Raw genomic sequence first — 25,263 nt, forward strand, 5'->3', positions numbered from 1 at the left:
GGGCGGTCTCTCGCGAGACCGCCCTTTTTCATTGGGGTGAACAGTCGAAGAGATGCTTTAGCGCATCTGCTTCAACTTAGTCTGCAGCGTCGCGTCAATCGCGAACGAACATGGCGATGTAGTTGATGCTGGTATCGCGCGTCAGGCGCCAGTGGAACGGGCGATAGCTCATTCCGGACACGTCAATCATACGCAGTCCCACCGCACCGCCCATCTGGCGCAATTCCTCAGGTTTGATGAATTTCTGCCAGTCATGCGTGCCGATCGGCAGGAGGCGCGCGATATACTCAGCGCCAATCTTAGCGACCGCCAGAGAGCGCAGTGTCCGATTGAGAGTGGAGACGGCAATCAGTCCTCCGGGCTTTGTGAGTGAGCGAAGGAGCGATAGAAATTCCTGAGGATCGTTCACATGCTCAATGACTTCGAGTGCTGAGATGGCATCGAAGCTTTTGCCTTCCCGAACCAGTTCCTCCGCGCTGCTTTTGCGATAGGTGAGTGCGCCCGCACCCGGCGCGAGAGGATGGGCCGCGAAATGAGCCTCTGCCGCACGTATTCCTTCCGGTGAAGCATCCAGGCCAAGCACGTCGTGGCCCATGCGCGCGAAAGCCTCGCTCGCCAGCCCGGCACCACAACCGATATCAAGCAGGGAGAGCGTGCCGCCCCGCAGATTATGCAGACGCTTGAGATGGGCGTTCACCCATTCGGTGCGCATGGGATTCATGTCATGCAGGGGCTTCATCGGCCCGTTCGGATCCCACCAGGTTGCGGCCAGCTGGTCGAAATGGGCAATTTCGCGGTCAGAGACGGAAGAAGCTGCGTGATCTGGCATTGTGGTTCCAAAAAGACAGTTGTGAGGCCGTTTTACCAGAGTATCTGGACGGCGCGGGCTGGACTTAGTATGTGACCGGCCTTTCCTTGCGCAACATCGCAGGCTGGAAAATCCGATCCCGGCGCTCTGTGATTGACCGCTTTCTGCTACGTACGGAGCCAGGTGCACCATTATGACGTCATCAGACCAGCGCCCAACCCGGATCGTCATGAAGTTCGGCGGAACCTCGGTAGGCGATCTGGACCGCATACGCGCTGTCGCCGAGCGCGTCCGTATTGAGCGCGACAAAGGCCATCAGGTTGCAGTTGTCGTGTCGGCGATGGCTGGTGTGACCAATCAGATGGTCGGCTATGTGCAGGCCCTCGATCCCATGGCTGACGCGCGTGAATACGATGCGGTCGTGGCCAGCGGTGAGCAGGTGACTAGCGGTCTGACAGCCATCGCGCTTCAGGCTCTCGGTGTGCCGGCACGCTCCTGGCAGGGATGGCAAATTCCTTTCCGTACTGACGATGCGCATGGCAAAGCGCGCATTGAGGCTGTCGAAGGCGCTGCGCTCATCGCGTGCATGGAGCGGGGTGAGGTGCCTGTTGTCGCCGGGTTCCAGGGTGTTGCAGCGCAAGACAGGATCAGCACGCTGGGGCGTGGAGGATCGGATACGTCTGCAGTCGCCGTTGCGGCAGCCGTCAAGGCTGACCGGTGCGATATCTACACCGACGTCGATGGAATCTACACCACCGACCCGCGTATCGTGAAAAAGGCCCGCAAGCTGGATCGCATCACCTTTGAGGAGATGCTGGAGCTGGCTTCGGTGGGCGCAAAAGTACTCCAGACCCGCTCGGTCGGGCTGGCGATGAAAGAAAAAGTGCGCGTGCGCGTGTTGTCGAGTTTTGAGCCTGAGACGGAGCTCTCAGGATCACTGGTGGTGGATGAGGACGAGATGATGGAAAAGGAACTGGTGACGGGGATCGCCTATTCCCTGGACGAAGCGAAAATCTCGGTTAGCCGGATTCCGGACCGTCCGGGCATCGCTGCTGCTATTTTCAGCCCTCTGACAGAGGCACGGCTCAATGTGGACATGATTGTCCAGAGTGTTGGGTCCGACGGCTCGACCAACATGACGTTTACCGTTCCCAAGGGCGATCAGGCGCGTGCTCTGGCAGCGCTTGAGGCTGCGCGTGGGGATATCCAGTATGGTGAAATCCATACTGCCAACAATGTCGTGAAAATCAGCGTGGTCGGCATTGGCATGCGGTCCCATTCGGGGATGGCCAGTACCATGTTCCAGACCCTGGCCGACCGTGGAATCAACGTTCAGGTCATCTCAACGAGCGAGATCAAGATTTCGGTTTTGATTGACGCTGAATATATGGAGCTCGCCATGCGCGCTCTGCACACTGCTTATGGACTGGACGCGGAATAAACATGACCAACACCGATCAGGCACGGCTTAAGGCTCGCGCGACACTGGACCGCCTCTGGGCGCGGATGTGCCTTTCTGGGTACGCCTACCGCGATCCTGGGCGGAGCCATGTCCTGGGTGAGCGAGCGTCACCTTGTTTCGGCAATTTCCAATGCCGGTGGCTTTGGCGTGATTGCCTGCGGAGCGATGATGCCGGACCGTCTGGCAGAAGAGATCGCTGCGACCCAGGCGCTGACGGACAAGCCGTTTGGCGTGAACCTGATTACCATGCATCCTGAGCTCGATAAGCTGGTCGATGTGTGCCTCGAACACAAGGTCGGGCATATTGTGCTTGCCGGTGGCGTGCCGAGCGGCGCGATCATCAAGCAGGTTCGTGATGGTGGTGCGCGTGCCATCGGGTTCGCGCCCGCGCTGGCTCTGGGCAAGCGTCTGGTCAAGCAGGGCATTGAAGCACTCGTGATCGAAGGGTCGGAAGCCGGGGGACATGTCGGCCCGGTTTCGCTCAATGTTCTGGCGCAGGAAATTCTGCCTCACATCGATAACGTACCGGTCTTTGTTGCAGGTGGGCTGGCGCGTGGTGACGCGGTTCTGGGCTTTCTTGAGCAGGGCGCATCGGGTGCGCAGCTAGGCACGCTGTTTGCGGCCAGCAGCGAGAGCATCGCGCATGAGTCTTTCAAGAAGGCTTTCGTGCGGGCGTCGGCGCGCGATGCGGTGACGTCGAACCAGATCGACGAGCGCTTTCCGGTTATTCCGGTCCGTGGTTTGAGCAATGCGGGCACACGGCGCTTCATGGCTCACCAGGCTGCGACGCTGACGCGCTTCACATCCGGCGAAATGACCAAGGAAGAAGCGCAGCTCGAAATCGAACATTTCTGGGCTGGCGCGTTGCGTCGTGCGGTCATCGATGGCGACGTCGAGGAAGGCTCAGTCATGGCCGGTCAATCGGTCGGCATGGTCAAGGCCATTCGACCGGTTGCGGAAATCCTGCATGACCTCGTCGAGCAGGCTGTCGACGCATTGGTTGCAAGAGAAGCGCGGACCGGGCATCCTTTAACTTCTGAGACCGCAATCGGATAGATAGGCCACAGATGACGACAGATCGGATCCCGGGGGAGCAGGGTAAAGTTGCGGAGGGCGCCCGCGGTTTGGGCGCAGATCTGCGCGCCCGGCGAGAAGAGCTCGGTTGGGCTCTGCCTGATCTGGCGGAATGGCTGCGCATCCGCGAAAGCTACCTTCGAGCGCTCGAAGAGGGCAACACGGGCATTTTCCCCGGAAGCGCCTACGCGCTGGGGTTTCTGCGCAGCTACGCACAAGCGCTTGGGATGGATCCGGACCAGGCGGTTGCGCGGTTTCGACGTGACACTCGGGGCGCGCTTGATCGCAAGCCGGAGCTGACATTTCCTGAACCCGTTTCGGAGCGCGGCGTGCCGGTGGGCCTGTGGGTCGGTGCCGGTCTGGCGGTTCTTGTCGGTACTTATATCGGGTATTATCATTTTGCCGGTTCCGATCCTGCGCCGACGCATCAGATGCCACCCGTGGCCGAGATCATGCCGGGCGTCACACAAAAAGGCACGACATCCCCGCAAATCGCGGCAGTGATGCCTGAACGTGGACTGGCCCCTTCGCCACAAAAAGCGCCTCCAGCCCCTGCACCGCAAGCGGTCCCATCGAGCCCGATTTCTGGCAAGGCACCGCAGGCCGCCTCTGTGGCTGAAACATCGACATCCTCGCAGCCTGCGGCGCTTTCGCCCGTAACCGAGACGCAAAACGGGCCAATCCCGCCAGCGTCTTCAGCGCCCGACCAGATTTCTCACGCATCTTCGGATTCATCCGCTGCACAGACAGGGACGGCCCAGCCACCCTTGCCAACAGAGGCAACTCAGCCGCCCTTGCCGAGTGCTGTTCAGACTGCCACGCCTGCGCCGACCGGCCCTGCAGCAGCGGTTACGCCTGCGAATATGATCGTGCTTCATGCCGGTTCTGATGCCTGGGTATCGATCAAGGACAAGGCTGGCGCGACGGTGTTCAGTCGTGTGTTGAAGACGGGTGAGACCTGGCAGGGCCCGGAAGATGCCGGTCCCTATCGTATGACGCTTGGTAATGCAGGCGGTCTTACGCTCAGCTCTGGTGATGTCACCACATCGGCACTTGGCCGGGCAGGCGCCGTGCGCCGAGGGCTGATCGTGACGGCCGAGGCCATTCGCACTGGGCAGCTCGGTCAGGAGAGCAGCGGAGCACCAGCGGTGCCATCTTCTGCAACGCCAGCATTGCCTGCTTCTGCGCCTGTCACGACCGGAGCTGCCTCGACCGCACAGAATGGGACAGACGCCTTGAAAAAGGCTCCTGCCGCCCCAAGAAATAGAGTTTCGACGCATGATAATGCAGATCATGAGTCAGAAACTGATCGGTTGAACGCACGCCAACTGGAACAGACGGCGCAACCGCGCTAAAGCGTCACCCGGTCGGCATGATCTGTTCGACCGGAGCCTGTTGGTTCGAGAAGCAATGACGAGGCGTGTGGTGCGAGATCCTTCGGGATCTATCCCATGCTTTGGAGAGAATGGGCAGGGCGCCGCCCCTCGAAGGGGAGGGCGGTCTGGCCAGCATGACATAGACACGGGGTGACGAAACGGGACAAGGTTCCGTCGGTACCCTCGGAAGGCGAGGCAGGTCAGGCTTCGCCCTCCGTTACGGAGACGAGATTATGAGCGGATATCGCCCTTACCAGTATATTGAACGTCGCAAATCCCGTCAGATTCATGTTGGCAAAGTTGCGGTCGGTGGGGACGCACCGATTTCGGTTCAGACCATGACCAACACGCTCACCTCTGACGCCAAGGCCACCATCGAACAGATCCGTCTGTCTGAAATCGCGGGCGTGGATATCGTGCGCGTCTCGTGCCCCGATGAGGAAAGCACGGCGGCGCTTGCCGAAATCGTGCGTGAAGTGAACGTGCCGATCGTGGCCGATATTCACTTCCACTACAAACGCGCCATTGAGGCAGCCAAGGCAGGCGCGGCCTGTCTGCGGATTAACCCCGGCAATATCGGCAGTGCCGAGCGTGTGCGTGAGGTGGTCAATGCAGCGCGCGATTACGGCTGTTCGATCCGTATCGGTGTGAATGCGGGCTCGCTGGAAAAACATCTTCTTGAGAAATACGGCGAGCCTAACCCCGAAGCGCTGGTCGAGAGCGCTTTGGAGCATGCGAAGATCCTTCAGGATCATGATTTCCACGAATTCAAGATCAGCGTGAAGGCATCTGATGTCTTCATGGCGGTTGCTGCCTATCAGCAGCTGGCCGAAGTCTGTGATCATCCACTCCATATCGGGATCACCGAAGCAGGATCGAAGCGTGCCGGCACCGTCAAATCCTCGATCGGTCTGGGCAATCTGCTCTGGGCCGGTGTGGGCGATACGATGCGCGTCTCGCTTTCTGCCCCTCCGGAAGAAGAAGTCCTTGTGGGTTGGGATATTCTTAAGTCACTCGGCCTGCGTCATCGCGGTGTGAAGATCATTTCCTGCCCCTCCTGTGCCCGTCAGGGCTTCAATGTGGTCGAGACGGTGCAGACGCTTGAAGATCGTCTGCAGCACATCAAGACCCCGCTGACGCTTTCGATCATCGGCTGCGTCGTGAATGGTCCGGGTGAGGCGCTGATGACCGATCTCGGTGTGACCGGCGGAGGTGCCGGACGTCACATGGTGTATTCTGCAGGCAAGCAGGATCATCGCCTGAACGAAGGCCAGAACATGATCGAACATATTGTCGATCTGGTCGAAGAGCGCGTCGCGAAAATCGAGGCCGAGAAGGCTGAGCAGGAGGCCGTTCTGCAGGCCGAAGCCACACTTGCTGCGGTTGGCGTCTGATCTCATGAGTCAGCTTCAACCGGTTCGCGGGACGCATGATCTCATCGGCGAGACGGCGCGTCGTCATGCTCATGTCGTCAAGACCGCGCGCGATGTGACGCGTCGCTACGGTTACGAAGAATGGTCCACGCCGATTTTCGAAGATACGCGCGTCTTTTCGCGCACCCTTGGTGACACCTCCGATGTCGTCACCAAAGAGATGTACACGTTCGAAGATCGTGGCGGGGATAGCCTGACCCTCAGACCTGAGGGCACGGCAGCAATCTGCCGGGCTTTCGTGACAAACGGGCTGACGCAGTCGCTGCCACAACGTGTTTTCTATCAGGGACCGATGTTTCGGTACGAGCGTCCTCAGAAAGGGCGCTTTCGCCAGTTTCACCAGATCGGTGCAGAACTTTTAGGCGCGACCGATCCGCTGATGGATGCCGAGACCATTGCAATGGCACATGCCATTCTCAAGGCTTTGGGCCTTGGTGATGCCGTCACGCTCGAAATCAACACGCTGGGTGATCTGGAAAGCCGTCAGGCCTGGCGCGAGGCACTTGTCGCCTATTTCCAGTCTCATGCTGAGTCTCTTTCGGAAGAGAGCAGGGCGCGTCTCGAAGCCAATCCCTTGCGCATCCTCGATAGTAAATCGCCGCAGGATCGTTTGCTGCTCGACGAAGCACCCAAATTTGCGTCCTATCTGAACGAGACGTCGCGCTCGTTCTGGGATGACCTTCGTCGCAAGCTCGATCTCTTCGGGGTCGGTTTTATCGAAAATCCGCATATCGTGCGCGGACTCGATTATTACAGCCATACGGCGTTTGAATTCGTGACAGATCGCCTCGGCGCTCAGGGTACGGTTCTCGCCGGTGGTCGTTATGAGGGTCTTGTGGCGCAGATGGGTGGCCCCGCAACGCCCGCCATAGGCTGGGCTGGCGGCATTGAGCGTCTGGCGCTTCTCATCGATGGCGCGCCCGAGCGGCCCCGACCGATTGCAGTTCTGCCGACTGGCGAGACGACACTCTCTGCTTCGATCACGGCTGTTCAGGCGCTGCGCAACGCAGGCTTGCCTGCTGAGATGGAAACGCGGTCTTCGCTCAAGAAGCGTATGGAGCGCGTGGTCAAATCCGGTGCGGCCCATATGGTGCTGGTTGGTGAAGACGAACTGGCACGCGGTGCGGTAACGGTTCGGGATCTGGCCAAACGCGAACAGACCGAGATCGCTCTCGATTCTCTTGCGGATCATTTCCTGAAAGCTGTCTGATCGTGGCGTTAGACGACAGGCTGGAGCGTATCGTCGCCCGGTCGGATGAATTGCAGGCCCTGATGTCCAGCGGCGAGATGCAGGGCGAGGAGTTCGTGCGGGCTTCACGCGAATACGCTGAGCTGGAGCCTGTCGTATCGTCCATTCTGGCCTATCGTCAGGCAGAAACAGCGCGAGAAGACGCGCAGGCCCTGCTGGACGATCCGGAGATGCGCGATCTCGCCCTGGGCGAGATCGAGGAAATCGATAGCCAGCTCGAAAGCCTGCAGCAGAAGGTGCGTCTGGCTCTTCTGCCCCGTGACGAAGCTGATGAGCGTAGCGCCATTCTCGAAATTCGCCCTGCAGCAGGTGGAGATGAAGCCGCTCTTTTCGCCGCCGAGCTTTTCGGCGCCTATAAGCGCTTTTCCGACCTGCATGGCTGGCGTTTCGAGATCATGGAATATGATGAGAGCGATCTCTCAGGCCTGCGCGAGGGTGTCGCGACGATCTCCGGACGGTCTGTTTTCGCCCGGCTGAAATATGAATCCGGCGTGCATCGTGTGCAGCGCGTCCCGGCGACTGAAAGCCAGGGGCGTATTCATACCTCGACCGTGACTGTGGCGGTCTTGCCAGAAGCTGAAGAGGTCGATGTTGCAATCGACGAGGGCGATCTGCGTATCGACGTCTATCGCGCCTCCGGCGCTGGCGGTCAGCACGTCAACAAGACTGAGAGTGCTGTTCGCGTGACGCATATGCCGAGTGGCATTGTCGTGGCGATGCAGGAAGAAAAAAGCCAGCACAAGAACAAGGCCAAGGCCATGAAGATTCTGCGTGCGCGGCTTTATGAAAGGCAGCGTGCGGAGGCTCATGCTCACCGCGCCGCCGATCGCAAGTCACAGGTCGGCACGGGTGACCGATCCGAGCGGATCCGTACCTATAATTTTCCACAGGGGCGTGTCACCGATCACCGGATCAATCTGACACTTCACAAGATCGATCGTGTCATGTTGGGTGAGTTTGACGAAATCGTCGATGCGCTGGCTCAGGAGGAGCAGACGGCGCTCCTCGCAGCAGAAGGACTGGCCTGAGCAGTCCTGCCGCCGTGCCGTTCTGACTAGCTGACGGGCGAAGCGCAGATTTCCGCATGGCCGGGGTGATGCTTCGCAACGTTGGGGTCTGTCGGATCGCGCAGGAAGAAATCGGTGAATCCTTCATCGCCGAGAGCGACCAGATGATGACCTGCGGGGCTGGAAAGCGTCCCTGCGCTACTCACCTGATGTGTTTCGGCTCGGCCTTCTGCATTGAGCACTGTAATCTGCCCGCAGAGCGCGTAGTCATGATTGACCCGACCGAGGGGGATTTCGACCGTCTTGGTGAGACTTGGCGTCTTCTCATCGAGACGGAATGTGGCGGCAAGCGTGCCATCGATATAAAGACGCGACACTTCGGACACCTCGATGGGCGCGCGGTCATCGGTGACGGTGAAGCTCTCAGCCAGAGCAGCCGTAGGGCAGGCGGCACTCAGGGCCGCAAGCAGGACGAACATCTTTCTCATGCGTGTTTTATAGAAGGTTCGGGAGAAACAGGTGAGTGGTAATCGACGCCCCCTCAAAGATGTGCTGATCGAGACAGCGTCAGCGCTTGAGAAAGCAGGCATCGAAGCACCTCGTATGGAGGCGCGTCGTCTGCTTTGCTGGGCAATAGGCTGCGAGGCTTCCGGGCTTTTGACGCGTGATGATATGCCCGAAGAGGTTATGACGCGTCTTGCCTCCGGGCTCGACCAACGCTGCGCGCGTCGGCCTCTGGCGTTGATTGAGGGCGAAACCGGTTTCTGGTCCCTGACACTCTCGGTCTCCCCGGACACGCTGATCCCGCGGGTGATAGCGAGACACTGATCGAGGTACTGCTTTCGTTACGCCCGAAGCGGGAAGAAATCAGATCCGTTCTCGATCTCGGCACCGGGACAGGCTGCCTGCTGCTGGCCGCGCTGAGTGAATATCAGGAGGCGTTCGGGGTCGGGGTTGATCTTTCTCCAGCCGCCGCAGCTCTCGCCTGCGAAAATGCATCGCGAAATGCCCTCGCCGAGCGCTGTGCGTTTCTCGCAGGAAACTGGTTTTCTGCTCTCAGGGGGCAGTTCGATGTCATCCTGAGTAATCCCCCTTACATCAGGGCGACGGATCTCGACGGATTGATGCCGGAAGTGCGGGATCATGAGCCAGAGCGTGCGCTGATCGGTGGTGAGGACGGGCTTGATGATTATCGGCGTCTCCTGGCCCAGGCTAAAGCGCATCTCGCGCCTCAGGGCATCATGATCTTCGAGATCGGGCGAGGGCAGGAGCCGGACGTTAGAGCTCTGGCGGAAGAAGCAGGGTTCACGCTGCGTGAGGCGCGCGCAGATCTCGCCGGTATCGTCAGGGCGCTCTGTTTTGAACATGCTTCAGCGCGTTTATGTGTGCAAAGCTGAAAAACCATTGGCACAATGCGGTAAAGTTGCTAGCTTCCGCAGATCGGCTTGTCGCGGTTAAAGATGCACGCATCCACACGACAAGACGTCTTCCGCGTTTTCGCAGTGATCGTGATGATCGGGCTGAGCGGAGCGAAGGCTGATCTTGTAATCCGGCCAACCAGAGACAAACCATAGGGTCATTCAGTCCCTGCAATTGCTCGTATCCCGCATCAGGCAGATCGAGATTGCGAATACGAAAGTGCTACGCGAATCCATGAACATGAAACGTATGAGAAGCCGTCATCATCGTCCCAGCAGTGGTGGTGGAGCGCGCCACTCCAATGGGCAGACGCCTCTGAACCGCAACCATGTGTTCGATAGCAATGGTCCCGATATGCGGGTGCGCGGGACCGCTCAGCAGCTTTTCGAGAAGTATCTTCAGTTGGGACGCGATGCGACCGGTACGGGCGACCGTATTCTGGCCGAAGCGTATTTCCAGCACGCGGAACATTATTTCCGCATTCTGAATGCCATGGCTCAGGCTGCCCAGCAGAGCCAGATGGAGCGTCAGGAGCGTAACCAGCAGCGCGCCCGCAGCCAGCAGGAGCATGATGACCGACGTCAGGGTGACGATACTCACCCAGAGTCCGAAAGAGACGAGCAGGTCGAAGAAACGGCCGAGTAAAGCGGCCTAAAACAGGCCCTCGAAGCGATCGGGTAGCAGCCAAAGTCGATTGCCGGACAGGGAGAGATCGATCGGGTAGGAATCTCCTGCCCGGTCCTTTCCCTCCTGTGTCACCCGATCACGCCATGAGCTGAGGACGTGATCGTTTTCCATAAGAGTTGAGTCCTCAATCTCCAGACCTGCCATGGCCTCCAGCATTTCCTGCCAGGCCGTGTCAGTCATGCGTTGATGTGCGCCAGCGTCGCTATTGCACCAGGGTTGGGCCCGCGTGCGTGCCAGTCTCTCCAGTCCATAATCCAAGTCGCTATAGCGCAGATGAAACAGCATCAGCGCCGGATCCGGCTGTGGAAGAAGCCCCTCTATGCTGTGAAAGCCTGGGGACCACGTGACGGGCGCCCGTATAATGCAGGGCTTGCACATGGCTGCCGAGAACCGCAGCAGTTGTCTCTGACGCGTCAAAGGGGCTGAAAAGTCCAGAGAAGGTTCGCTCCGTACGTGATGAAGCAGGTCGAAACCCGTTGCCGTTAGGCAGGCGCTCTGACGGGTCTGTGCCAGTGCCTTGAGCGAGGGGAAGCAGGCCGGATCGGCAATCAGGATTTCATCGACGTCGCAATAAAGAACAGTCTCGTACCACTCCAGCAGCCCCGCACAAAACGCGTTAAGGGCGCGAGTGCGTCTGGCATCGTCTTGCGGGGAGCGGGGAATTCGGATGCGGTTACAGGGCAGAGACTCTGTCGACCCGTCATCAGAGCCATGGTCGATGACGTAGCAGCGTTCCATGCCGACGGCCGGAGCGTAGTGACGTAGCCAGACAGGCAGGAAGACCGCCTCGTTATAGACCATCGTGACTGCGGCAAGAGGCGCTTTCATGAGCGTTTCTTACGTCTGACGAACAAGCTTGTCTATGTGAGGGATAACCGGTCGGATGGTAGCGGCGGACGGATTTGAACCGCCGACCAAGGGATTATGATTCCCCTGCTCTACCGCTGAGCTACGCCGCCATCGCGACCGGTGGGCGTGGAATTAAAAGGGTTGGGCGGATGTGTCAACACTCTGTCAGGAGGTTTTTATGCAGGCCATGTTTTTGAGCCATTGGCACTCTGTGGCATTGTGCGGCAAAGGCTAGCCTAATGCGTTTCATGAGGTGCCTGTTGTACCTCATCCCTCTCAAGGATCCGGATTTCCGACTTGAAGCAGCACTTTCTCAGTTCTCTCTTCGCCCTGCGGTCGTATTTCGACTGGTTGCCTGCCCAGCTGGTCTCCATCCTCATGCTGCTGGCGCTTGCAACGGTCGCTTTCTACGCGAGTAAGCTCGTCTCGCTGATCATTCTTCGTATTTTCGGCAATCGCGAAGGGGCCGTGCTGCGAACGATCATCCTGGCGATGCGTCGACCGGTCAGGGTGATGGTGGTGCTTGCCGTGCTCCTCTCTGCGCTGCCGGCGGCCTCAGGGTTCACCTGGGAGACGACCCAGCTCCTGCAAAAGCTGCTGCTCTTCTTCGGCATTCTGATGGTGGGGTATGCGGCGATCGTCGCCTTCCGCATCACGACAGAGGCGTATTTGCAGCGGATCACATCGCGGGACCACACCGACGACATCATGATCCGGACGCATCAGACCCAGATCAGGGTCTTGCGGCGCCTGACCGAAATTCTCGTGGCCCTTGTCACCGTGGCGACGGCGCTCATGACATTCGACTCTGTGCGACAATATGGCGTGTCGCTTTTCGCCTCTGCCGGAGCGGCGTCACTGATCGTCGGCCTGTCAGCGCGGGGCTTGCTCACCAATCTTCTGGCAGGCGTACAGATTGCCATTACCCAGCCTATCCGCATGGAAGATCTGATTATTATCAATGGGGACTGGGCATGGGTTGAGGAAATCACCTCCACCTATGTCGTTCTGCGTGTGTGGGACTGGCGTCGCCATATCGTCCCGATCTCGTTCTTTCTGGAAAACAGGTTCGAAAACTGGACGCATAATTCTGCGGCGATCATCGGTGTCGTGTTTCTCTATGTCGATTATGAAGCACCGATGGACACGATCAGGGGATATTTGAACGAAATCATCAAAACCTGTCCGCTTTGGGACGGGAAGGTCTTCGATTGCCAGGTTGCCGATTGCGACGCCCAAACAATGAAGATCCGTATCATCGCGAGTGCACGCAATGCGTTGCAAAGCTGGGATCTGCGCTGCGATATCCGTGAAAAGATTATTCTGCGTATGAGGGCCGACTGTCCGGAAGCCTTGCCGCGCTCGCGCTTCGCAGTGGTCCCGCCGCGACCCGGCGAGGGAGCCTGGCCGAGCGCAGAGGCGATCTCTCCGACCATTGATCGTCCGCCGCCGGGCTCTTACATGGGACCGGGGAGCGTTATGCCACGTGGGGGAGTTGATCTTTAAGGAAGAGGCCCTTCACCCAGTTTTTTACGCCGCGCCAGTGTAATTCGAAAATTGTCATTCTTGCTTTCTCCTGAGGGGAGAGTGTTACCCAAACTCTGGCACGAATGTGGTAAAAATTTCACCTACCTGTCATGTTTTGGCGAAGATGCCAGCGTGATCGGACGGTTTCTCTCCGGCAGCTGCTTTTGGAGCCGCTCGTGAGACATCGCTTCAAAATGTTTGAATTCTCCCCGGCAGTGTCGATCTGGCGGGCAATAGAGCTTTGCAGGAGTCCTCAGGCTTGACCACTTATCTCGTCGTTTATGAGAAGACCGCAGGGAACGATTATGATGCCATCGAGCAGAAGCTCGCGGCATTCAGCGATGTGTTTCATGAGATCGATAATTTCTGGATCATCACATCCAATCTGATCATCTCGGACCTGCGCGATGTTCTCGCGAAGCTTTTGCCTGAGGGCGCGAAGCTTATGGTCACGAAATATGTGCCCCATAACAGCATGGAGATGGGCGCAGCGGCCTGGCATGGTTTTTCGGTGCCGCAGGAAGGCTGGCTGGCGGGGCGTCTCTAAGCGTTAGGGAGGAAACCGCCAGTCATTCGATCTTGTCCGAGAATCTCCCGGGCAAGGTAAGTTCTCACTGCGGAGCATGCTCGTTGAGATAACGCGCATAGAGCGCGCCGATGGCGGCGGAAGCCAGCCGAGCCGTTGCGTCGTCAGCGCGGCTTGTGAGCAGAACAGGCACTTTAGCGCCCATGACAATGCCTGAGGTTGAGGCCTTGCCCAGAAAGGCAAGGGCTTTGACGAGGATGTTGCCGGCCTCCAGGTCTGGCGCGATCAGAATCTGGGCGCGCCCTGCGACCGGTGACTCCACGCCCTTGATTTGAGCAGACTCGCGGCTGACGGCGACATCCAGAGCCAGAGGGCCATCAAGGATGCCGTTCACGATCTCTTTTCGATCGGCCATTTTGCACAGGCTCGCCGCGTCGAGAGTGCCTGAATTTTCGTGTTGATCGTCTCGACAGCCGAGAGCAAGGCCACTCGCGGTGTGCCAAGTCCCAGAGCATGATGAAGATCGATGCTGTTCTGCACGATGTCGCGTTTCGTGATCAGATCCGGCTCGATATTGATGGCTGCGTCCGAGACAAGGAGAAGGTCAGGATAATCGGGCACTGCGATGCAGAACACATGGCTCATGCGGCGTCGGGTCCGGAGACCGCTCTCCTGCTTGATTATTCCCGCCATAAATGTGTCGGTATGCAGGCTGCCCTTCGTGATCCCGGCAACTTCGCCCGAATGGACCAACGCGACGGCGTGTTTGACAGCGCTCGCCGGATCGCTGGCCTGCTCGATGCGCATCCCGGTGATATCCAGATCGGCTTCAAGGGCTGTTTTCTCGATAGCGGAGCGATCGCCGACCAGAACTGGTTGAATGATACCATGACGAGCAGCTTCGACCGCGCCGCCCAGCGCATGAGTGCTGCAAGGCCAGACGATTGCGTAAGGCACGGGTCCAAGTTGAGAGGCCTTTGCGACGATGTCTCTCATCAAGGCGTGAGGCTCAGGAAATAAGTGTGAGAGTTCGGCGTCCTGAGCGGATGGTTGCGTCGGGGCATGGCTCTCTTGCATGGGCAAGTCTCTCCTCTCTCGCGTCGAACGCCTGAACGCCATAGGCGGCGATGGAACGTGCTCGATGTGAGCGAGCTGGACGCGTCTTGTGTGACGTCACCTTAACAGAGGGAACGCTCTATCGAAGGATCAGCATTACTTGAACGCCGTAACGTTTTACGACGCAGGTCGAAGCAGCCAGATTAAGTTATTCATGCCGTGTAGGCGTTTCTCATTGTTTTGAGGCCTGCCCTCTGAGGACTTTCGCTGCCGAAATAACTCAGCGCAGCGAACGTCTACCTTCAAGCGGACGCACGATGCCGAGCAGTGCGCGTGCGAACACCATGAGCATGCCGAGAATGAACAAGGCTTCTCCTATGAGATCGAGCGCATCGATAATCTGCGTGCTGATGAGTGGGAAGATCACGCTCGTAGCGGAGGAAAATGCCCAGACGAAGAGAGCCACAAGAAGAGGGATTGAAGTTTTTAACATCTTACCTAAACATAAGTTAATAAATATCACGAATGAGTGTAATTTACTAACGTCGATTAACTATAGATGTTCGGGCCCTGTCGTCAGTTAAATATTTTGTCTTTTTTGAAACTCTCGCAAGACGTATCTTGGCAGTGTCTTCCTTGTCGAAAACGAAAGAGATCTCTCTTTCCAGATGATGCTCTGACGCACACCTAGAGCATGTGCGGAACTCATGAGGATATTGAGAAGAGCCGCCGTGATCGTGCACTCGGTTCGTAATGCAGTTTGATCTCTGACGTCGTTGAACCATCGGGTTTTCGGTGAGCCCACGCCTGCGTTCTGGAATGAGTTGAATGCCTCAGTGAGCGCTCACTCAGTCTCGGTCTGAAGAGTTGGGATTTACGGCTTATCTCGCAGGCGAGTCAGGAGGGGCACGTTCAAGTCTCGTTATCGCGCCGTCGAGCAATTCAGATGTCAGAGCCTGTTCGTCGAGATCCAGCACCATATAGGACAGGCCGCGACGTGACGCGATCACGTAAAAACAGTTCCTCAGATGCGACTGCCCGTCGAGTTGTCGGTTGAGCTCGAGGATTTTCGTGCCTGGCGAGAAAATGCCAGGTTAGCGAGGCCCGCGCCATGTGGCGCCAGTATACACTCAGCCTGTCGGAAAAGCGCGATTTGAGTCTCAAGATCCAGGGTCTCAAGGTAGATTTTTTGGAATCCTTTGCCTTCTAGAACAGGGTCTATCTGGTTTTGTTCCTCCGGACTGATGCGGCTATCATGTCCCCCTTCGCGTGTGACGTAAAAGCGTGAGGCAGATCGTGCCTCACAGGCACTGCCATCGTATCGAAATGGCGGTGAGGCTCAGGAAAGTTCAGATACAGCTCGGGCATTGTAGGACTGTGCCAGAGGAAATGAAGTTTTTTGGCTCTGTGCACGCCGTCTGAAGCGCGGAAAATACGATCCTGAATATTTGCCAGGCGAAGAGATGTTTCGAAGGTTTCTGGAGCGAAAGCGGGCCGTCGGGTAGCTTCCGCTTTCGGCATGTCTGGTACAATAAAACGGGTCTGCGGAGGAAGATAGGTCTTGGCAAGCTGCATTTTGGACACACCGTAGAGTATCCAGTGGTAGTAGTTCCGCCAGGCTGCATCGAACCCCAGGAATACCTCATCCTGCTCTTCATGCTCTTGCATGTCCGGTAGGCGTTGGTTGGATTGGTACATGCCGTGCTGGCAAAAGCACGAGGCTCGATGATCATACGGTGTTGCTGATCGATGATCATGCCGTCCAGGCCCGGATGTAGCACGAAGCGGGCATTTTCCAGGGTGAACAGGAAAAGCTGGTTGAGCGGCGTCTCTATCGTCTTGTCCGCTGCACCGTAACGTGCGCCGTAGAGTGAAAGTCCTCTGGCGAATCCCTGATCAGGTTGCTCGTCATAGGCCGGGATCGGTGACGGCTGTGCTTGAGGCGCCATAAGCGATATGGGTTGGCTCGGTATGCCGTCGAACGCGGAGCAGTCATGCAAGACTAAGAGAGCGTCCTGTTTTCCTGACATCCTGCGGCCTTCCTGAAAAGCAATGGAGGTCCGTTAGTAAATCACGCTTCCTGCATGATCTAGGCATGTGCCGAAAATTCCTCGGACTTCGGTGAAAGGCTCGGGAAGTTTTGGAGTTCGGACTCCGTTCTTTTTGAGATAAATATCCTGCTTTCCGGCGGTCTCGCTGTTTGGACTTCGGAGTTATCCAGGAAGCGGAGCGGCCTCATGCTTCGCGTTCTGGTGTAAGGGCAGGGCGCCTGAACTTCACCGATGTTCGACGGGAACGTGTCTGCGCGACTCAGTGGCGTGATCGAAACTCGCTGCGACAGGCTTTGAGGGTTCTGTGCACATAGACCGGCTCGCCAATGTCAGCCGGGACGATACCAGATCGTGGTGCTATCAAGAAACGCCTGTCGCGCTTAGTGCAAAGCTTCTGGACGCTGATATATACAAATTTTTTCGGGGGTTTCTACGGACCGGATGGTGGGCGCAACAGGGATTGAACCTGTGACCCCTACCATGTCAAGGTAGTGCTCTACCGCTGAGCTATGCGCCCATCCGGTCCGTGAGCGGCGTTTTAGCGGGCGTTGACGGGGCTGGCAAGATAGGTTTTCTAAAAAAAACACCAAAGCGGAAAAAAAATGACATCAGGCGATCCGGTGGAGCCAAAGCTCTGTCTTTCAAAGAGTTTTTTGCTGCGGGACGTCTCTGAGCCTGTCGCACCGATCGTTCTGGCCTCGCCGCATTCAGGACGGGATTACCCCGAAGCGTTCCTCAGGCTGTCGCGCCTCGATCTGCTATCGTTGCGTCGCAGTGAGGATGCCTATGTCGATCAGCTCTTCGAAGCGGCGCCAGACTCAGGCTTACCGCTTTTGAGCGCCCAATTTCCGAGATCGTATTGTGACGTGAATCGATATGCCTGGGAGCTGGACCCCGGCATGTTCCGCGAGAGCCTCCCGCAAGGCAGTCTGATCAAAACCGAGAAGGTGCGGAACGGGCTCGGCATGATGGCGCGCATTGCAGGCGCGGGGAAGGGGATCTATCGGCATCAATTGCCCGTGTCCGAGGCTTACGAGCGGATCGAAACGTGCTGGCTCCCTTATCACGAGGCGCTGGAGGCCTTGATAAGTCGCTGCGTGGCGCGCTTTGGGATGTGTCTGCTGATCGACCTGCACTCGATGCCCAGTTTGTCCCATCTGCGCCTGCCGCAAATCGTGTTGGGCGACCTCCACGGTAAAAGCTGTGCACCGGAATTGATAGAGGGTGTGGCGGCGAGTCTTGCGAGCTGGGTTTTTCAATCGGACGCAATCGCCCCTATGCCGGGGGATATATAACGGCGCATCATGGGGCTCCTGCGCAAAACGTCCATGTCATCCAGATGGAAATCGCGCGCGGGCTCTATCTGGATGAGCTGGCAGTTGAACCATCTACGGGATTTGCCGAGCTCAAGGCCAAGCTTGACGCATTTTTGCTGCAAGTCAGCGCGTTGGCGAACGCGTTCTCGTGCGCAGACAAGGCGAGTGCCTGCGCCTGACGCGATCAACTCCGGCTGATTCCGGGCCGAAAGGGCTCGATTGATGCTAGCAAGCTGTGTTTCAAAGGACGTCTGGTCTGCCGTCCGCATGATGCGGGCCCCGGCGTACCAAAGATGTTCAAAAGACTAGGAAGAGCTGCCTCATGTCCAAGACCTGCCAAGAGCGCCCGGATATTGTCCTGATTGGTGCTGGTGTCATGAGTGCCAGTTTCGCCGCTCTCATCCGCTCGCTCGACCCGAGTCTGACAATCAGTGTCTTCGAGACACTGGATGCCTGCGCGAAGGAGAGCTCGGAGGCGTGGAATAACGCAGGCACAGGTCATGCTGCCTATTGCGAACTGAATTACACAACCAAGCGCAAGGATGGCAGCATCGATATCGCCAAGGCGCTCGATGTTAACACGGAGTTCGACCTGTCGCGTCAGCTCTGGTCGCATCTGGTTGAAACCGGGTGGATCGAAAAGCCGGATGCGTTCATTCGCAATTGTCCGCATATGAGCTTCGTGCGCGGGGAAGAAAACGTCGCGTTTTTGCGCGCGCGCTATGACGCCATGGTCAGCCATCATTGCTTCGACAGCATGAGCTATACCGAAGATCCCGCGCTTATCGCGGAATGGGCACCTCTCATGATGGCGCGTCGGAACCCGAGCGAGAAAGTGGCAGCGACGCGGGTGACGGAAGGGACGGATGTCGATTTCGGCTCGCTGACACGAGTCCTGTTTTCGCGCCTGTCGCAGGAAAACGGGGTCGAGCTTCATTACCGCCATAAGGTGACAGCTCTTGATCGCCAGCGCGATGGACGCTGGCAGGTCAGTGTGCGCGACGGTGAAACCGGAGGGGTGAAAACCGTCTCGGCCGGGTTCGTTTTTGTCGGGGCTGGTGGCGCGGCGCTGGATCTGCTCAAGCGCGCTCACGTGCCTGAAGCCCATGGCTATGCGGGTTTCCCGGTGAGTGGTTTATTCCTGCATGCGGATACGCTGGATCTTTGTCAGCGTCACACAGCAAAGGTTTATGGCAAGGCTGCCGTTGGGTCGCCGCCCATGTCGGTGCCCCATCTCGACACCCGCGTGATCGGCGGGCGGCCCTATCTGCTCTTCGGGCCTTATGCCGGGTTTACAACCAAGTTTCTAAAATCAGGCAGCTGGATGGATCTTCCACGGTCGATCACCAAAGATAATGCCAAGGCGATGCTCGACGTTGCGATGGATAATCATGACCTCGTGCGCTACCTCATCGGTCAGGTTTTGCAGAGGCCCTCTTCACGCTTTGCGGCGCTGAAGGATTTTTACCCGTCTGCACGCGAGCAGGACTGGAAGGTCGCTGTGGCTGGGCAGCGCGTGCAGATTATCAAGAGAGAGAAGGGGCGCGGCACCCTTAAATTCGGCACGGAAGTTCTCGCGACGGAAGATCATAGCCTCGCCGCCGTGCTCGGGGCATCTCCGGGCGCTTCCATTGCCGCATCTGTGGCTTTGCAAGTGGTGCAGAAGAACTTTGCGCATCGTCTGCCTGAATGGCAGGAGCGGCTCCAGACCATCATTCCAAGTTTCGGTGTCGATTTGCGCGAGGATGAGGCGCTTTGCCGGTCAATCCGCGCGCATACAGCGAGCGTGCTTGGTATCTGAGCACTTTCCGTCACCTTATCAGAGTGACGGTCGCGGCGGCTAGATCGGGTTTGCGCCGGGGGCAATAGTCATTCTGCCATCGGGGCTGGCATGGGATCACTCTTTGATCGTTGCATCCAGCCAGGATTGAAGCGTGTAGGCGGCAGCCATTTTGTCCACGACTTCGGCGCGCCTTTTGCGCGTCATGTCGGCCTCCTGAATGAGAAAGCGGTTTACGGCGCTCGACGATAGTCGCTCGTCCCAGCAGCAGGCTGGAAGCTCGAGACGTTCGGAGAGTTCAGTCATCCAATCCTGAGCGGAGCGGGCTGCCGGGCCGAAAGAGCCATCGAGGGAGAGAGGCAGTCCGCAGATAAGGCCGCCGATACCCTCTTTATGCGCAATCTTTGCAAGTTCCTGCGCTGTTTCGCCAAATTTACCGCGTTTCAGGCTCTGATAGGGCGAGGCCAGCATGAGGGTGACATCGCTCAGCGCGATGCCAATGGTTTTTTTCCCCGGGTCCAGTCCGAGCAGTCGGGAACCGGGGGGGAGGGCGTCGCGCAAGGCGTATGGATTGAACAGACTCATGGGAAGGCGTTATGATCTCTCAAAATTCTCGACCGTCGGGATTATCCGCTCACTTTCAGGAAAGTCGATCCTTTATGTCGTTGGAAACGCGCACTGTCAGGCGCATAGCAAAACTGGCCCGAATTGGCCTGAGCGATCAGGAATGCGAAGCCATGCGTCAGGAGCTAGATGGCATCCTGGGTTGGGTCGACCAACTGAATGAAGTCGATGTCACCGATGTGCCGCCAATGATCGGGACCGGTCTGGCTGTTCCGCGCCTGCGCGCCGATTTCGTGACCGATGGCGACAAGCGCGACGCCGTGCTGGCCAATGCTCCCGATAGCGCTGGTCCCTATTTCACTGTTCCCAAGGTTGTTGAGTGATGCATGATCTGACCCTCGCCTCCGCGCGAAAGGCTCTCAGAGAGCGCCGTCTCTCCGCTGTTGAACTGACCGATCATTTCCTGTCTTCGATCAAGAATCTGGATGGTGACATCAACAGCTTCGTGACCGTGACAGAAGATCAGGCACGTGCGTCTGCCCGTGCCGCCGACGCGCTTCTGGCGACTGAAAATGCGCCGTCCCTCTGTGGCATCCCGCTGGGCATCAAGGATCTGTTCTGTACCAATGGTGTCCGCACCACGGCATCGAGCAACATCCTGCGCAATTTCGTACCGCCCTATGAGAGCACGGTGACGTCGAATCTTCTGGCCGATGGGGCAATTTTCCTCGGCAAGATGAATCTCGATGAGTTCGCGATGGGCTCGACGAACATGACGTCTGCTTTCGGTCCGGTCACCAATCCGTGGCGTCGTAAGGGCTCTGACGTCAAGCTCGTGCCGGGCGGATCTTCGGGTGGCTCGGCTGCTGCTGTGGCTGCTGGCCTTGCTCTAGGAACGACCGGTACGGACACCGGCGGGTCAATCCGCCAGCCTGCGGCCTTCTGCGGTATTACGGGTATCAAGCCGACCTATGGTCGTTGCTCGCGTTTTGGCACGATTGCTTTTGCAAGCTCGCTCGATCAGGCCGGCCCGATGGCGCGTACCATGGAAGATTGCGCCATCATGCTGGAATCCATGGCCGGTTTTGACGCCAAGGACAGCACTTCGGTCGATCGCGTCGTCCCGCGTTATGAAGACGCGCTTGAGCGTGGTGTGAAGGGGATGAAAGTCGGTATCCCTCGCGAATATCGCCCCGACACCTTGCCCGCTGATATTGCGGCACTCTGGGATCAGGGTATTGCCTGGCTGCGCGACGCCGGAGCTGAAATCGTCGATGTGTCGCTTCCGCATACGAAATACGGTTTGCCGACTTACTACATCGTGGCGCTGGCCGAAGCTTCGTCCAATCTCGCCCGCTATGACGGTGTGCGGTTCGGTGAGCGCGTCAACGCCGACAGCCTGGATGAGCTGTACGAAGCCACCCGTCATGCAGGGTTTGGTGAGGAAGTACGCCGTCGTATCCTGATGGGCACGTATGTGCTGTCGTCCGGATATTACGACGCCTATTATCTGCGCGCTCAGAAAGTACGGACGCTGATCCAGCGTGACTTCCTGAATGCGTTCGAGAATGTCGACGTTCTGCTGACACCGACCGCACCTTCGGCCGCTTTCGCGCATTCCGAACGGCCGACCGATCCTGTGCAGATTTATCTCAACGATATCTTCACTGTCCCGGCCAGCATGGCTGGTGTTCCGGCGCTTTCGCTCCCCGCCGGGCTCGACCATGACGGTCTGCCGCTGGGTCTGCAGCTGATCGGTCGCTATTTTGAGGAAGAGACATTGTTCGCCGCCGGACGTGTCATGGAAAAAGCAGCGGGCTTCACGCACAGACCCGCCCTGCATGCGGGAGCGATCGCATGAGTAGCTATCATATCGAAGGCAGCACTGGCACCTGGGAGATCGTTGTCGGTCTCGAGGTGCACGCGCAGGTCATCAGCCATGCCAAGTTGTTTTCCGGCGCATCTGCCGAATATGGCGGTGAGCCGAATACTCATGTCAGCCTGATCGATGCCGGTTTTCCGGGCATGCTGCCTGTCATCAATGCTGAATGCGTTGCCCAGGCCGTTCGTACGGGTCTCGGTCTGAACGCCCAGATCCATCTGATGAGCCGCTTCGATCGCAAGAACTATTTCTATGCCGATCTGCCGCAGGGCTATCAGATCAGTCAGTTCGCTCACCCGATTGTGGGCGAGGGAAAGGTCGAGATCGAGCTCGCCGATGGTTCGGTTCGGCATATCGGCGTGACTCGTCTGCATCTGGAGCAGGATGCCGGCAAGTCAATGCACGATCAGGATCCTGCACGATCCTTCATTGATTTGAACCGTGCCGGTGTAGCGCTGATGGAAATCGTCAGTGAGCCCGATATCCGCTCACCTGAAGAAGCAGGGGCCTATCTGCGCAAGCTTCGCCAGATCCTGCGATATCTCGGCACCTGCGACGGCAATATGGATGAAGGCTCGATGCGTGCTGACGTCAATGTGTCGGTGCGCAAGGCGGGTGAAGACTATCGGACGCGCTGCGAGATCAAGAACGTCAACTCGATCCGCTTTGTCATGCAGGCGATCGAGGTTGAGGCACAGCGTCAGGTCGAGATCTGGGAGGCTGGCGGCACGGTCGATCAGGAAACGCGTCTGTTCGATCATGTGCGGAGCGAGACACGCTCGCTGCGTTCCAAGGAAGATGCACATGATTACCGCTACTTCCCCGATCCTGATCTTTTGCCGCTTCTGCTTGAACAGGATTGGGTGGATGGTCTGCGCGCGGCTCTTCCGGAGCTGCCTGAAGCCAAGCGTGCACGTCTCGAGAAGACTTATGGCATCTCACGCTATGAATCGGGTGTGCTGACTGTGGAGCAGGCCATTGCCGATTTCTACGAGACGGTAGCGAAAGGCAGCGATCCGCGCCTTGCCGTGACCTGGATGTTGGGTGATTTCTTCGGCGCACTGAACCGCATCGGGGCAACCATCGAGACCAGCCCGGTCAAGGCTGAGGGCCTCATGGAACTGCTTGCGCTCATCACCGATTCGACGATCAACGGTAAGATCGCCAAGGAAGTGCTTGAGGACATGTTCGAGACCGGGGAGTCTGCCTCCGCGATCGTTGAGCGTAAGGGGCTGCGTCAGGTCACCGATACAGGCGCGATTGAAGCTGAGATCCGTGGCATCCTTCAGGCCCATGCCGATAAGCTGGCTGAATACAAAAGTGGCAAGGACAAGCTGTTCGGGTTCTTCGTCGGACAGACGATGAAAGCCATGAAAGGCAAGGCCAATCCGGCCATGGTCAACGAACTGCTGCAAAAGCTTCTAGCAGAATAAAAATCTGCAAAAGGGGGGTTTGACGCCTGAGCCAAATCCCCCTAGAAGCAGTTCTGCAAACGCCGTGAAAACTGCGTCCCTCAAGGCGGAGGGGTGGCCGAGAGGCTGAAGGCGGCGGTTTGCTAAACCGTTGTACGATGTCAAGTCGTACCGTGGGTTCGAATCCCATCCCCTCCGCCACTTTTTCCAAGAAAAAAATAGTTACTGTCGTATCGTGCTGGTCCTTTGGACTCGGTTCGTCCCTCACGCAGGCAATGTCTTAACTGAGACCGTGCGAGGGTTTTCCGTCAGCGCGGCGTTGGTGACATCCGCAGGTCGCCCTCTGAAAGAGACAGGCCTTTGTTGCAGCTGACGGTAGATCCTTTCCTACGCGACGGACGGGCCGAAATCTGACTGGATGAGAGACGAACGAGGCACGCCTTCTTTGATCCGGGGACTCAGCAGGTAGGGCGTCAATCGGTAAAACTATCCCGAAGGAGTCTCGTCAGACCAATTCCTTCATGGCGAGACCCGGATCACCATCGATGCGATCTAGAGGGCGATATTCGCGGCGAAGTTTGTGGCAATCACCCTCTTCGTGATGTCTCCAATTTGCGGGAAGTCGGAAACGACAACTCCGCCCATTGCATGGGTATTAGCAATATAGGCTGCCAGCTCCGGGTTCTTGTCCTTCGCATAGGCCCGTGTCGAGGTGAAACGATAGGCGGCGATGCTGGTAAAATTGATGGTGAGCCACCCTTTCACTGAATTCGCTGTCGCGAAGTCCCACGCTGCCTTGATGGCCTTGCCCTTCAGCACTTCGTCGCGCTGCTCGTATTCGTCCTGCACGTGAAGTCGTCCATCAGATTCGAATGTCTGATTGTCAGGCCAATGACTGGCGTCGATGCCGTTCGAGCCAGCAAAACGGCGGAACAGGACAATTTTACCTCGTACTTCGGCAAGCTGGGGAAATCTGTCCTCGGTGAACCACTGTGTTGGATCCAGATAGTCGGCGAGGAAGGTGTCATTAAAGCTGCGCGTGCAATTCTGAGAAGTATATTCTTCCTTGACCGAGAGAAGAATGAACTCCTGAGGATTTTCTCTGAGGAATTTGTAGCAGTCCGCAAGAATGTCTGAAAAATTCAGATTCAAGAAGAAGCGGTCGTGATGGATCGCGAACGAATTATTGATGTGTCGACATCTGATGTCGAGAAATCGAACGCCATTGTTCAATTGCTCGGTGATCGACTCATCCTGCGTTTTAATCCAGGTGCTGAGGATCGAAAATTTCCCCACCGTATAGGTCCCTGAATCATGGGTGCCCGGCAGCGAAATCTGATTGATTGGGGTGGCGTCATCAAGATAGCCAAGCCAGTTCTTTGTAGAAAGAAGCCCGTCGAGTGTCCGGCTTTTCATTGTCGTGTAAAGATTGAGTTCTTTCAAAAAAATTTCCTTGTTTTGTTGGAATTTGGTTGCTCAGGCGACGGACAAGAGACGTCTGCCGGTGATGGACCGGACGACGTAGCCATTCCGAATTTCGCTGATTGTTGTGCTTTATCGATCGCCTCGACTTTTTTTGCGCCGAAGGAATGTAACAGTTGTCTGCAAGCAATTTGGCCGGATCCACAGGATCTGATTGCAAGACTTTCCTAGCGCTTAGGACCTGATCCTGACGACATTTGGATAGGTCAGGCTTTCCTACCAATCCGTGGTTGAGATATGGAGAGTGTAAGTCTCAAGCCACAAAAAACGCACCGTCTTAAGAAGCGCTGCGTTTTGGTAGTG

25 protein-coding genes, 3 tRNA genes and 2 pseudogenes are annotated in these 25,263 nt (G+C 57.5%); 18 read left to right on the plus strand and 12 right to left on the minus strand.

Annotation, left to right across the window (positions count from 1 at the left end):
- Positions 1–94: 94 nt before the first annotated feature.
- Positions 95–829: a bifunctional 2-polyprenyl-6-hydroxyphenol methylase/3-demethylubiquinol 3-O-methyltransferase UbiG gene (ubiG, locus tag JCM15831_RS03035; RefSeq protein WP_025822626.1), complete on the minus strand. Its 735-nt coding sequence runs from the start codon at positions 827–829 to the stop codon at positions 95–97.
- A gap of 172 nt (positions 830–1,001) precedes the next feature.
- On the opposite strand from ubiG, the gene JCM15831_RS03040 reads away from it, so the two are divergent.
- The 6 genes and pseudogenes from JCM15831_RS03040 to prfA all read left to right on the plus strand — a co-directional run bounded on the left by JCM15831_RS03040 (position 1,002) and on the right by prfA (position 8,430).
- Entirely contained in the window at positions 1,002–2,249 is a 1,248-nt protein-coding gene (locus JCM15831_RS03040; RefSeq protein ID WP_025822628.1) for an aspartate kinase, read from the plus strand.
- A gap of 2 nt (positions 2,250–2,251) precedes the next feature.
- Positions 2,252–3,326 (plus strand): annotated as a pseudogene (locus tag JCM15831_RS16245) (NAD(P)H-dependent flavin oxidoreductase).
- A gap of 11 nt (positions 3,327–3,337) precedes the next feature.
- On the plus strand, positions 3,338–4,699 hold the full coding sequence (locus JCM15831_RS03050; protein ID WP_025822630.1) for a helix-turn-helix domain-containing protein: 1,362 nt from the start codon (positions 3,338–3,340) through the stop codon (positions 4,697–4,699).
- A gap of 254 nt (positions 4,700–4,953) precedes the next feature.
- On the plus strand, positions 4,954–6,114 hold the full coding sequence (ispG, locus tag JCM15831_RS03055; RefSeq protein WP_025822632.1) for a flavodoxin-dependent (E)-4-hydroxy-3-methylbut-2-enyl-diphosphate synthase: 1,161 nt from the start codon (positions 4,954–4,956) through the stop codon (positions 6,112–6,114).
- A gap of 4 nt (positions 6,115–6,118) precedes the next feature.
- Positions 6,119–7,363: a histidine--tRNA ligase gene (gene hisS / locus JCM15831_RS03060; protein WP_025822634.1), complete on the plus strand. Its 1,245-nt coding sequence runs from the start codon at positions 6,119–6,121 to the stop codon at positions 7,361–7,363.
- A 2-nt stretch (positions 7,364–7,365) separates the two neighbouring features.
- The gene (prfA, locus tag JCM15831_RS03065; protein WP_025822636.1) at positions 7,366–8,430 is read left to right on the plus strand and encodes a peptide chain release factor 1; all 1,065 of its coding nucleotides are present in this window, start codon (positions 7,366–7,368) and stop codon (positions 8,428–8,430) included.
- Positions 8,431–8,456: 26 nt separating this feature from the next.
- Here the strand turns inward: prfA and JCM15831_RS03070 are convergent, their stop codons facing one another.
- Positions 8,457–8,888, minus strand: coding sequence for a hypothetical protein (locus tag JCM15831_RS03070; RefSeq protein WP_025822638.1), 432 nt, complete (start codon positions 8,886–8,888; stop codon positions 8,457–8,459).
- A gap of 40 nt (positions 8,889–8,928) precedes the next feature.
- On the opposite strand from JCM15831_RS03070, the gene JCM15831_RS22325 reads away from it, so the two are divergent.
- From JCM15831_RS22325 to JCM15831_RS03085, 3 genes are all read left to right on the plus strand, one after another.
- Complete coding sequence (locus tag JCM15831_RS22325; RefSeq protein ID WP_232227965.1) at positions 8,929–9,237, plus strand: class I SAM-dependent methyltransferase; 309 nt, start codon at positions 8,929–8,931, stop codon at positions 9,235–9,237.
- An 8-nt stretch (positions 9,238–9,245) separates the two neighbouring features.
- Positions 9,246–9,806, plus strand: coding sequence for a N5-glutamine methyltransferase family protein (locus JCM15831_RS16250; protein WP_232227981.1), 561 nt, complete (start codon positions 9,246–9,248; stop codon positions 9,804–9,806).
- A gap of 262 nt (positions 9,807–10,068) precedes the next feature.
- A complete protein-coding gene (locus JCM15831_RS03085) occupies positions 10,069–10,473 on the plus strand; it encodes a DUF4167 domain-containing protein (RefSeq protein ID WP_232227966.1) in 405 nt (134 codons plus the stop codon).
- A 6-nt stretch (positions 10,474–10,479) separates the two neighbouring features.
- Here the strand turns inward: JCM15831_RS03085 and JCM15831_RS03090 are convergent, their stop codons facing one another.
- Both JCM15831_RS03090 and JCM15831_RS03095 read right to left on the minus strand, forming a co-directional pair.
- Positions 10,480–11,343, minus strand: a complete 864-nt coding sequence (locus JCM15831_RS03090) for a glycosyltransferase family 2 protein (RefSeq protein ID WP_025822646.1) — start codon at positions 11,341–11,343, stop codon at positions 10,480–10,482.
- Positions 11,344–11,399: 56 nt separating this feature from the next.
- A tRNA-Met gene (locus tag JCM15831_RS03095) sits at positions 11,400–11,474 on the minus strand.
- 187 nt (positions 11,475–11,661) lie between these two features.
- Here JCM15831_RS03095 and JCM15831_RS03100 point away from each other — a divergent pair.
- Positions 11,662–12,870, plus strand: a complete 1,209-nt coding sequence (locus tag JCM15831_RS03100; RefSeq protein ID WP_025822648.1) for a mechanosensitive ion channel family protein — start codon at positions 11,662–11,664, stop codon at positions 12,868–12,870.
- Between the two features lie 280 nt (positions 12,871–13,150).
- Positions 13,151–13,438: a hypothetical protein gene (locus JCM15831_RS03105; RefSeq protein WP_025822650.1), complete on the plus strand. Its 288-nt coding sequence runs from the start codon at positions 13,151–13,153 to the stop codon at positions 13,436–13,438.
- Positions 13,439–13,502: 64 nt separating this feature from the next.
- Here the strand turns inward: JCM15831_RS03105 and JCM15831_RS23855 are convergent.
- From JCM15831_RS23855 to JCM15831_RS03135, 6 genes and pseudogenes are all read right to left on the minus strand, one after another.
- Positions 13,503–14,536: pseudogene (locus JCM15831_RS23855) on the minus strand (bifunctional enoyl-CoA hydratase/phosphate acetyltransferase).
- Positions 14,537–14,753: 217 nt separating this feature from the next.
- On the minus strand, positions 14,754–14,966 hold the full coding sequence (locus JCM15831_RS03115) for a hypothetical protein (RefSeq protein WP_025822652.1): 213 nt from the start codon (positions 14,964–14,966) through the stop codon (positions 14,754–14,756).
- Positions 14,967–15,354: 388 nt separating this feature from the next.
- The gene (locus JCM15831_RS23235) at positions 15,355–15,483 is read right to left on the minus strand and encodes a hypothetical protein (protein WP_269530291.1); all 129 of its coding nucleotides are present in this window, start codon (positions 15,481–15,483) and stop codon (positions 15,355–15,357) included.
- Positions 15,484–15,497: 14 nt separating this feature from the next.
- The gene (locus JCM15831_RS23860) at positions 15,498–15,719 is read right to left on the minus strand and encodes a glycosyltransferase 61 family protein (protein WP_084490540.1); all 222 of its coding nucleotides are present in this window, start codon (positions 15,717–15,719) and stop codon (positions 15,498–15,500) included.
- On the minus strand, positions 15,692–16,141 hold the full coding sequence (locus JCM15831_RS21335; RefSeq protein WP_156938722.1) for a hypothetical protein: 450 nt from the start codon (positions 16,139–16,141) through the stop codon (positions 15,692–15,694). Before JCM15831_RS21335 ends, JCM15831_RS23860 begins: the two co-directional genes overlap by 28 nt.
- Positions 16,142–16,966: 825 nt before the next feature.
- Positions 16,967–17,041 (minus strand) — tRNA-Val (locus JCM15831_RS03135).
- Between the two features lie 85 nt (positions 17,042–17,126).
- Between JCM15831_RS03135 and JCM15831_RS16260 the strand changes: the two genes are divergently transcribed.
- From JCM15831_RS16260 to mqo, 3 genes are all read left to right on the plus strand, one after another.
- Positions 17,127–17,819, plus strand: coding sequence for an N-formylglutamate amidohydrolase (locus JCM15831_RS16260; RefSeq protein WP_156938723.1), 693 nt, complete (start codon positions 17,127–17,129; stop codon positions 17,817–17,819).
- 44 nt (positions 17,820–17,863) lie between these two features.
- Positions 17,864–18,019 (plus strand): hypothetical protein, encoded by a 156-nt coding sequence (locus tag JCM15831_RS22340; protein WP_232227968.1) that lies wholly within the window; start codon positions 17,864–17,866, stop codon positions 18,017–18,019.
- Between the two features lie 143 nt (positions 18,020–18,162).
- On the plus strand, positions 18,163–19,641 hold the full coding sequence (gene mqo / locus JCM15831_RS16265) for a malate dehydrogenase (quinone) (RefSeq protein ID WP_035773760.1): 1,479 nt from the start codon (positions 18,163–18,165) through the stop codon (positions 19,639–19,641).
- A gap of 96 nt (positions 19,642–19,737) precedes the next feature.
- On the opposite strand, the gene ruvX is transcribed toward mqo, so the two are convergent.
- The gene (gene ruvX, locus JCM15831_RS03150) at positions 19,738–20,205 is read right to left on the minus strand and encodes a Holliday junction resolvase RuvX (protein ID WP_025822656.1); all 468 of its coding nucleotides are present in this window, start codon (positions 20,203–20,205) and stop codon (positions 19,738–19,740) included.
- Between the two features lie 74 nt (positions 20,206–20,279).
- Here ruvX and gatC point away from each other — a divergent pair, with 74 nt between their 5' ends.
- The 4 genes from gatC (at position 20,280) to JCM15831_RS03170 (ending at position 23,679) form a co-directional block, all read left to right on the plus strand.
- Positions 20,280–20,567 (plus strand): Asp-tRNA(Asn)/Glu-tRNA(Gln) amidotransferase subunit GatC, encoded by a 288-nt coding sequence (gene gatC, locus JCM15831_RS03155; protein ID WP_025822657.1) that lies wholly within the window; start codon positions 20,280–20,282, stop codon positions 20,565–20,567.
- A complete protein-coding gene (gene gatA, locus JCM15831_RS03160) occupies positions 20,567–22,045 on the plus strand; it encodes an Asp-tRNA(Asn)/Glu-tRNA(Gln) amidotransferase subunit GatA (RefSeq protein WP_035773762.1) in 1,479 nt (492 codons plus the stop codon). Before gatC ends, gatA begins: the two co-directional genes overlap by 1 nt.
- Positions 22,042–23,499, plus strand: a complete 1,458-nt coding sequence (gatB, locus tag JCM15831_RS03165) for an Asp-tRNA(Asn)/Glu-tRNA(Gln) amidotransferase subunit GatB (protein WP_025822659.1) — start codon at positions 22,042–22,044, stop codon at positions 23,497–23,499. Before gatA ends, gatB begins: the two co-directional genes overlap by 4 nt.
- Before the next feature lie 87 nt (positions 23,500–23,586).
- Positions 23,587–23,679 (plus strand) — tRNA-Ser (locus JCM15831_RS03170).
- A gap of 351 nt (positions 23,680–24,030) precedes the next feature.
- On the opposite strand, the gene JCM15831_RS03175 is transcribed toward JCM15831_RS03170, so the two are convergent.
- The gene (locus JCM15831_RS03175; RefSeq protein WP_025822661.1) at positions 24,031–24,921 is read right to left on the minus strand and encodes a phosphatidylinositol-specific phospholipase C; all 891 of its coding nucleotides are present in this window, start codon (positions 24,919–24,921) and stop codon (positions 24,031–24,033) included.
- Positions 24,922–25,263: the final 342 nt, after the last annotated feature.

The sequence above is a fragment of the Asaia astilbis JCM 15831 genome (assembly GCF_000613845.1).
GTDB classification, from domain to species: Bacteria; Pseudomonadota; Alphaproteobacteria; order Acetobacterales; family Acetobacteraceae; genus Asaia; species Asaia astilbis.

Excerpts from the sequence above, each read along its gene's own strand:
- JCM15831_RS16260 (WP_156938723.1), top strand. The coding sequence starts at position 17,127 with ATGACATCAGGCGATCCGGTGGAGCCAAAGCTCTGTCTTTCAAAGAGT.
- JCM15831_RS03085 (WP_232227966.1), top strand. The coding sequence starts at position 10,069 with ATGAAACGTATGAGAAGCCGTCATCATCGTCCCAGCAGTGGTGGTGGA.
- ispG (WP_025822632.1), top strand. The coding sequence starts at position 4,954 with ATGAGCGGATATCGCCCTTACCAGTATATTGAACGTCGCAAATCCCGT.
- JCM15831_RS22340 (WP_232227968.1), top strand. The coding sequence starts at position 17,864 with ATGGAAATCGCGCGCGGGCTCTATCTGGATGAGCTGGCAGTTGAACCA.
- JCM15831_RS21335 (WP_156938722.1), bottom strand. The coding sequence starts at position 16,141 with ATGCAAGAGCATGAAGAGCAGGATGAGGTATTCCTGGGGTTCGATGCA.
- ruvX (WP_025822656.1), bottom strand. The coding sequence starts at position 20,205 with ATGAGTCTGTTCAATCCATACGCCTTGCGCGACGCCCTCCCCCCCGGT.
- JCM15831_RS03050 (WP_025822630.1), top strand. The coding sequence starts at position 3,338 with ATGACGACAGATCGGATCCCGGGGGAGCAGGGTAAAGTTGCGGAGGGC.
- gatC (WP_025822657.1), top strand. The coding sequence starts at position 20,280 with ATGTCGTTGGAAACGCGCACTGTCAGGCGCATAGCAAAACTGGCCCGA.
- gatA (WP_035773762.1), top strand. The coding sequence starts at position 20,567 with ATGCATGATCTGACCCTCGCCTCCGCGCGAAAGGCTCTCAGAGAGCGC.
- JCM15831_RS03040 (WP_025822628.1), top strand. The coding sequence starts at position 1,002 with ATGACGTCATCAGACCAGCGCCCAACCCGGATCGTCATGAAGTTCGGC.
- gatB (WP_025822659.1), top strand. The coding sequence starts at position 22,042 with ATGAGTAGCTATCATATCGAAGGCAGCACTGGCACCTGGGAGATCGTT.
- ubiG (WP_025822626.1), bottom strand. The coding sequence starts at position 829 with ATGCCAGATCACGCAGCTTCTTCCGTCTCTGACCGCGAAATTGCCCAT.
- JCM15831_RS03070 (WP_025822638.1), bottom strand. The coding sequence starts at position 8,888 with ATGTTCGTCCTGCTTGCGGCCCTGAGTGCCGCCTGCCCTACGGCTGCT.
- mqo (WP_035773760.1), top strand. The coding sequence starts at position 18,163 with ATGTCCAAGACCTGCCAAGAGCGCCCGGATATTGTCCTGATTGGTGCT.
- hisS (WP_025822634.1), top strand. The coding sequence starts at position 6,119 with ATGAGTCAGCTTCAACCGGTTCGCGGGACGCATGATCTCATCGGCGAG.
- JCM15831_RS03090 (WP_025822646.1), bottom strand. The coding sequence starts at position 11,343 with ATGAAAGCGCCTCTTGCCGCAGTCACGATGGTCTATAACGAGGCGGTC.
- JCM15831_RS03115 (WP_025822652.1), bottom strand. The coding sequence starts at position 14,966 with ATGTTAAAAACTTCAATCCCTCTTCTTGTGGCTCTCTTCGTCTGGGCA.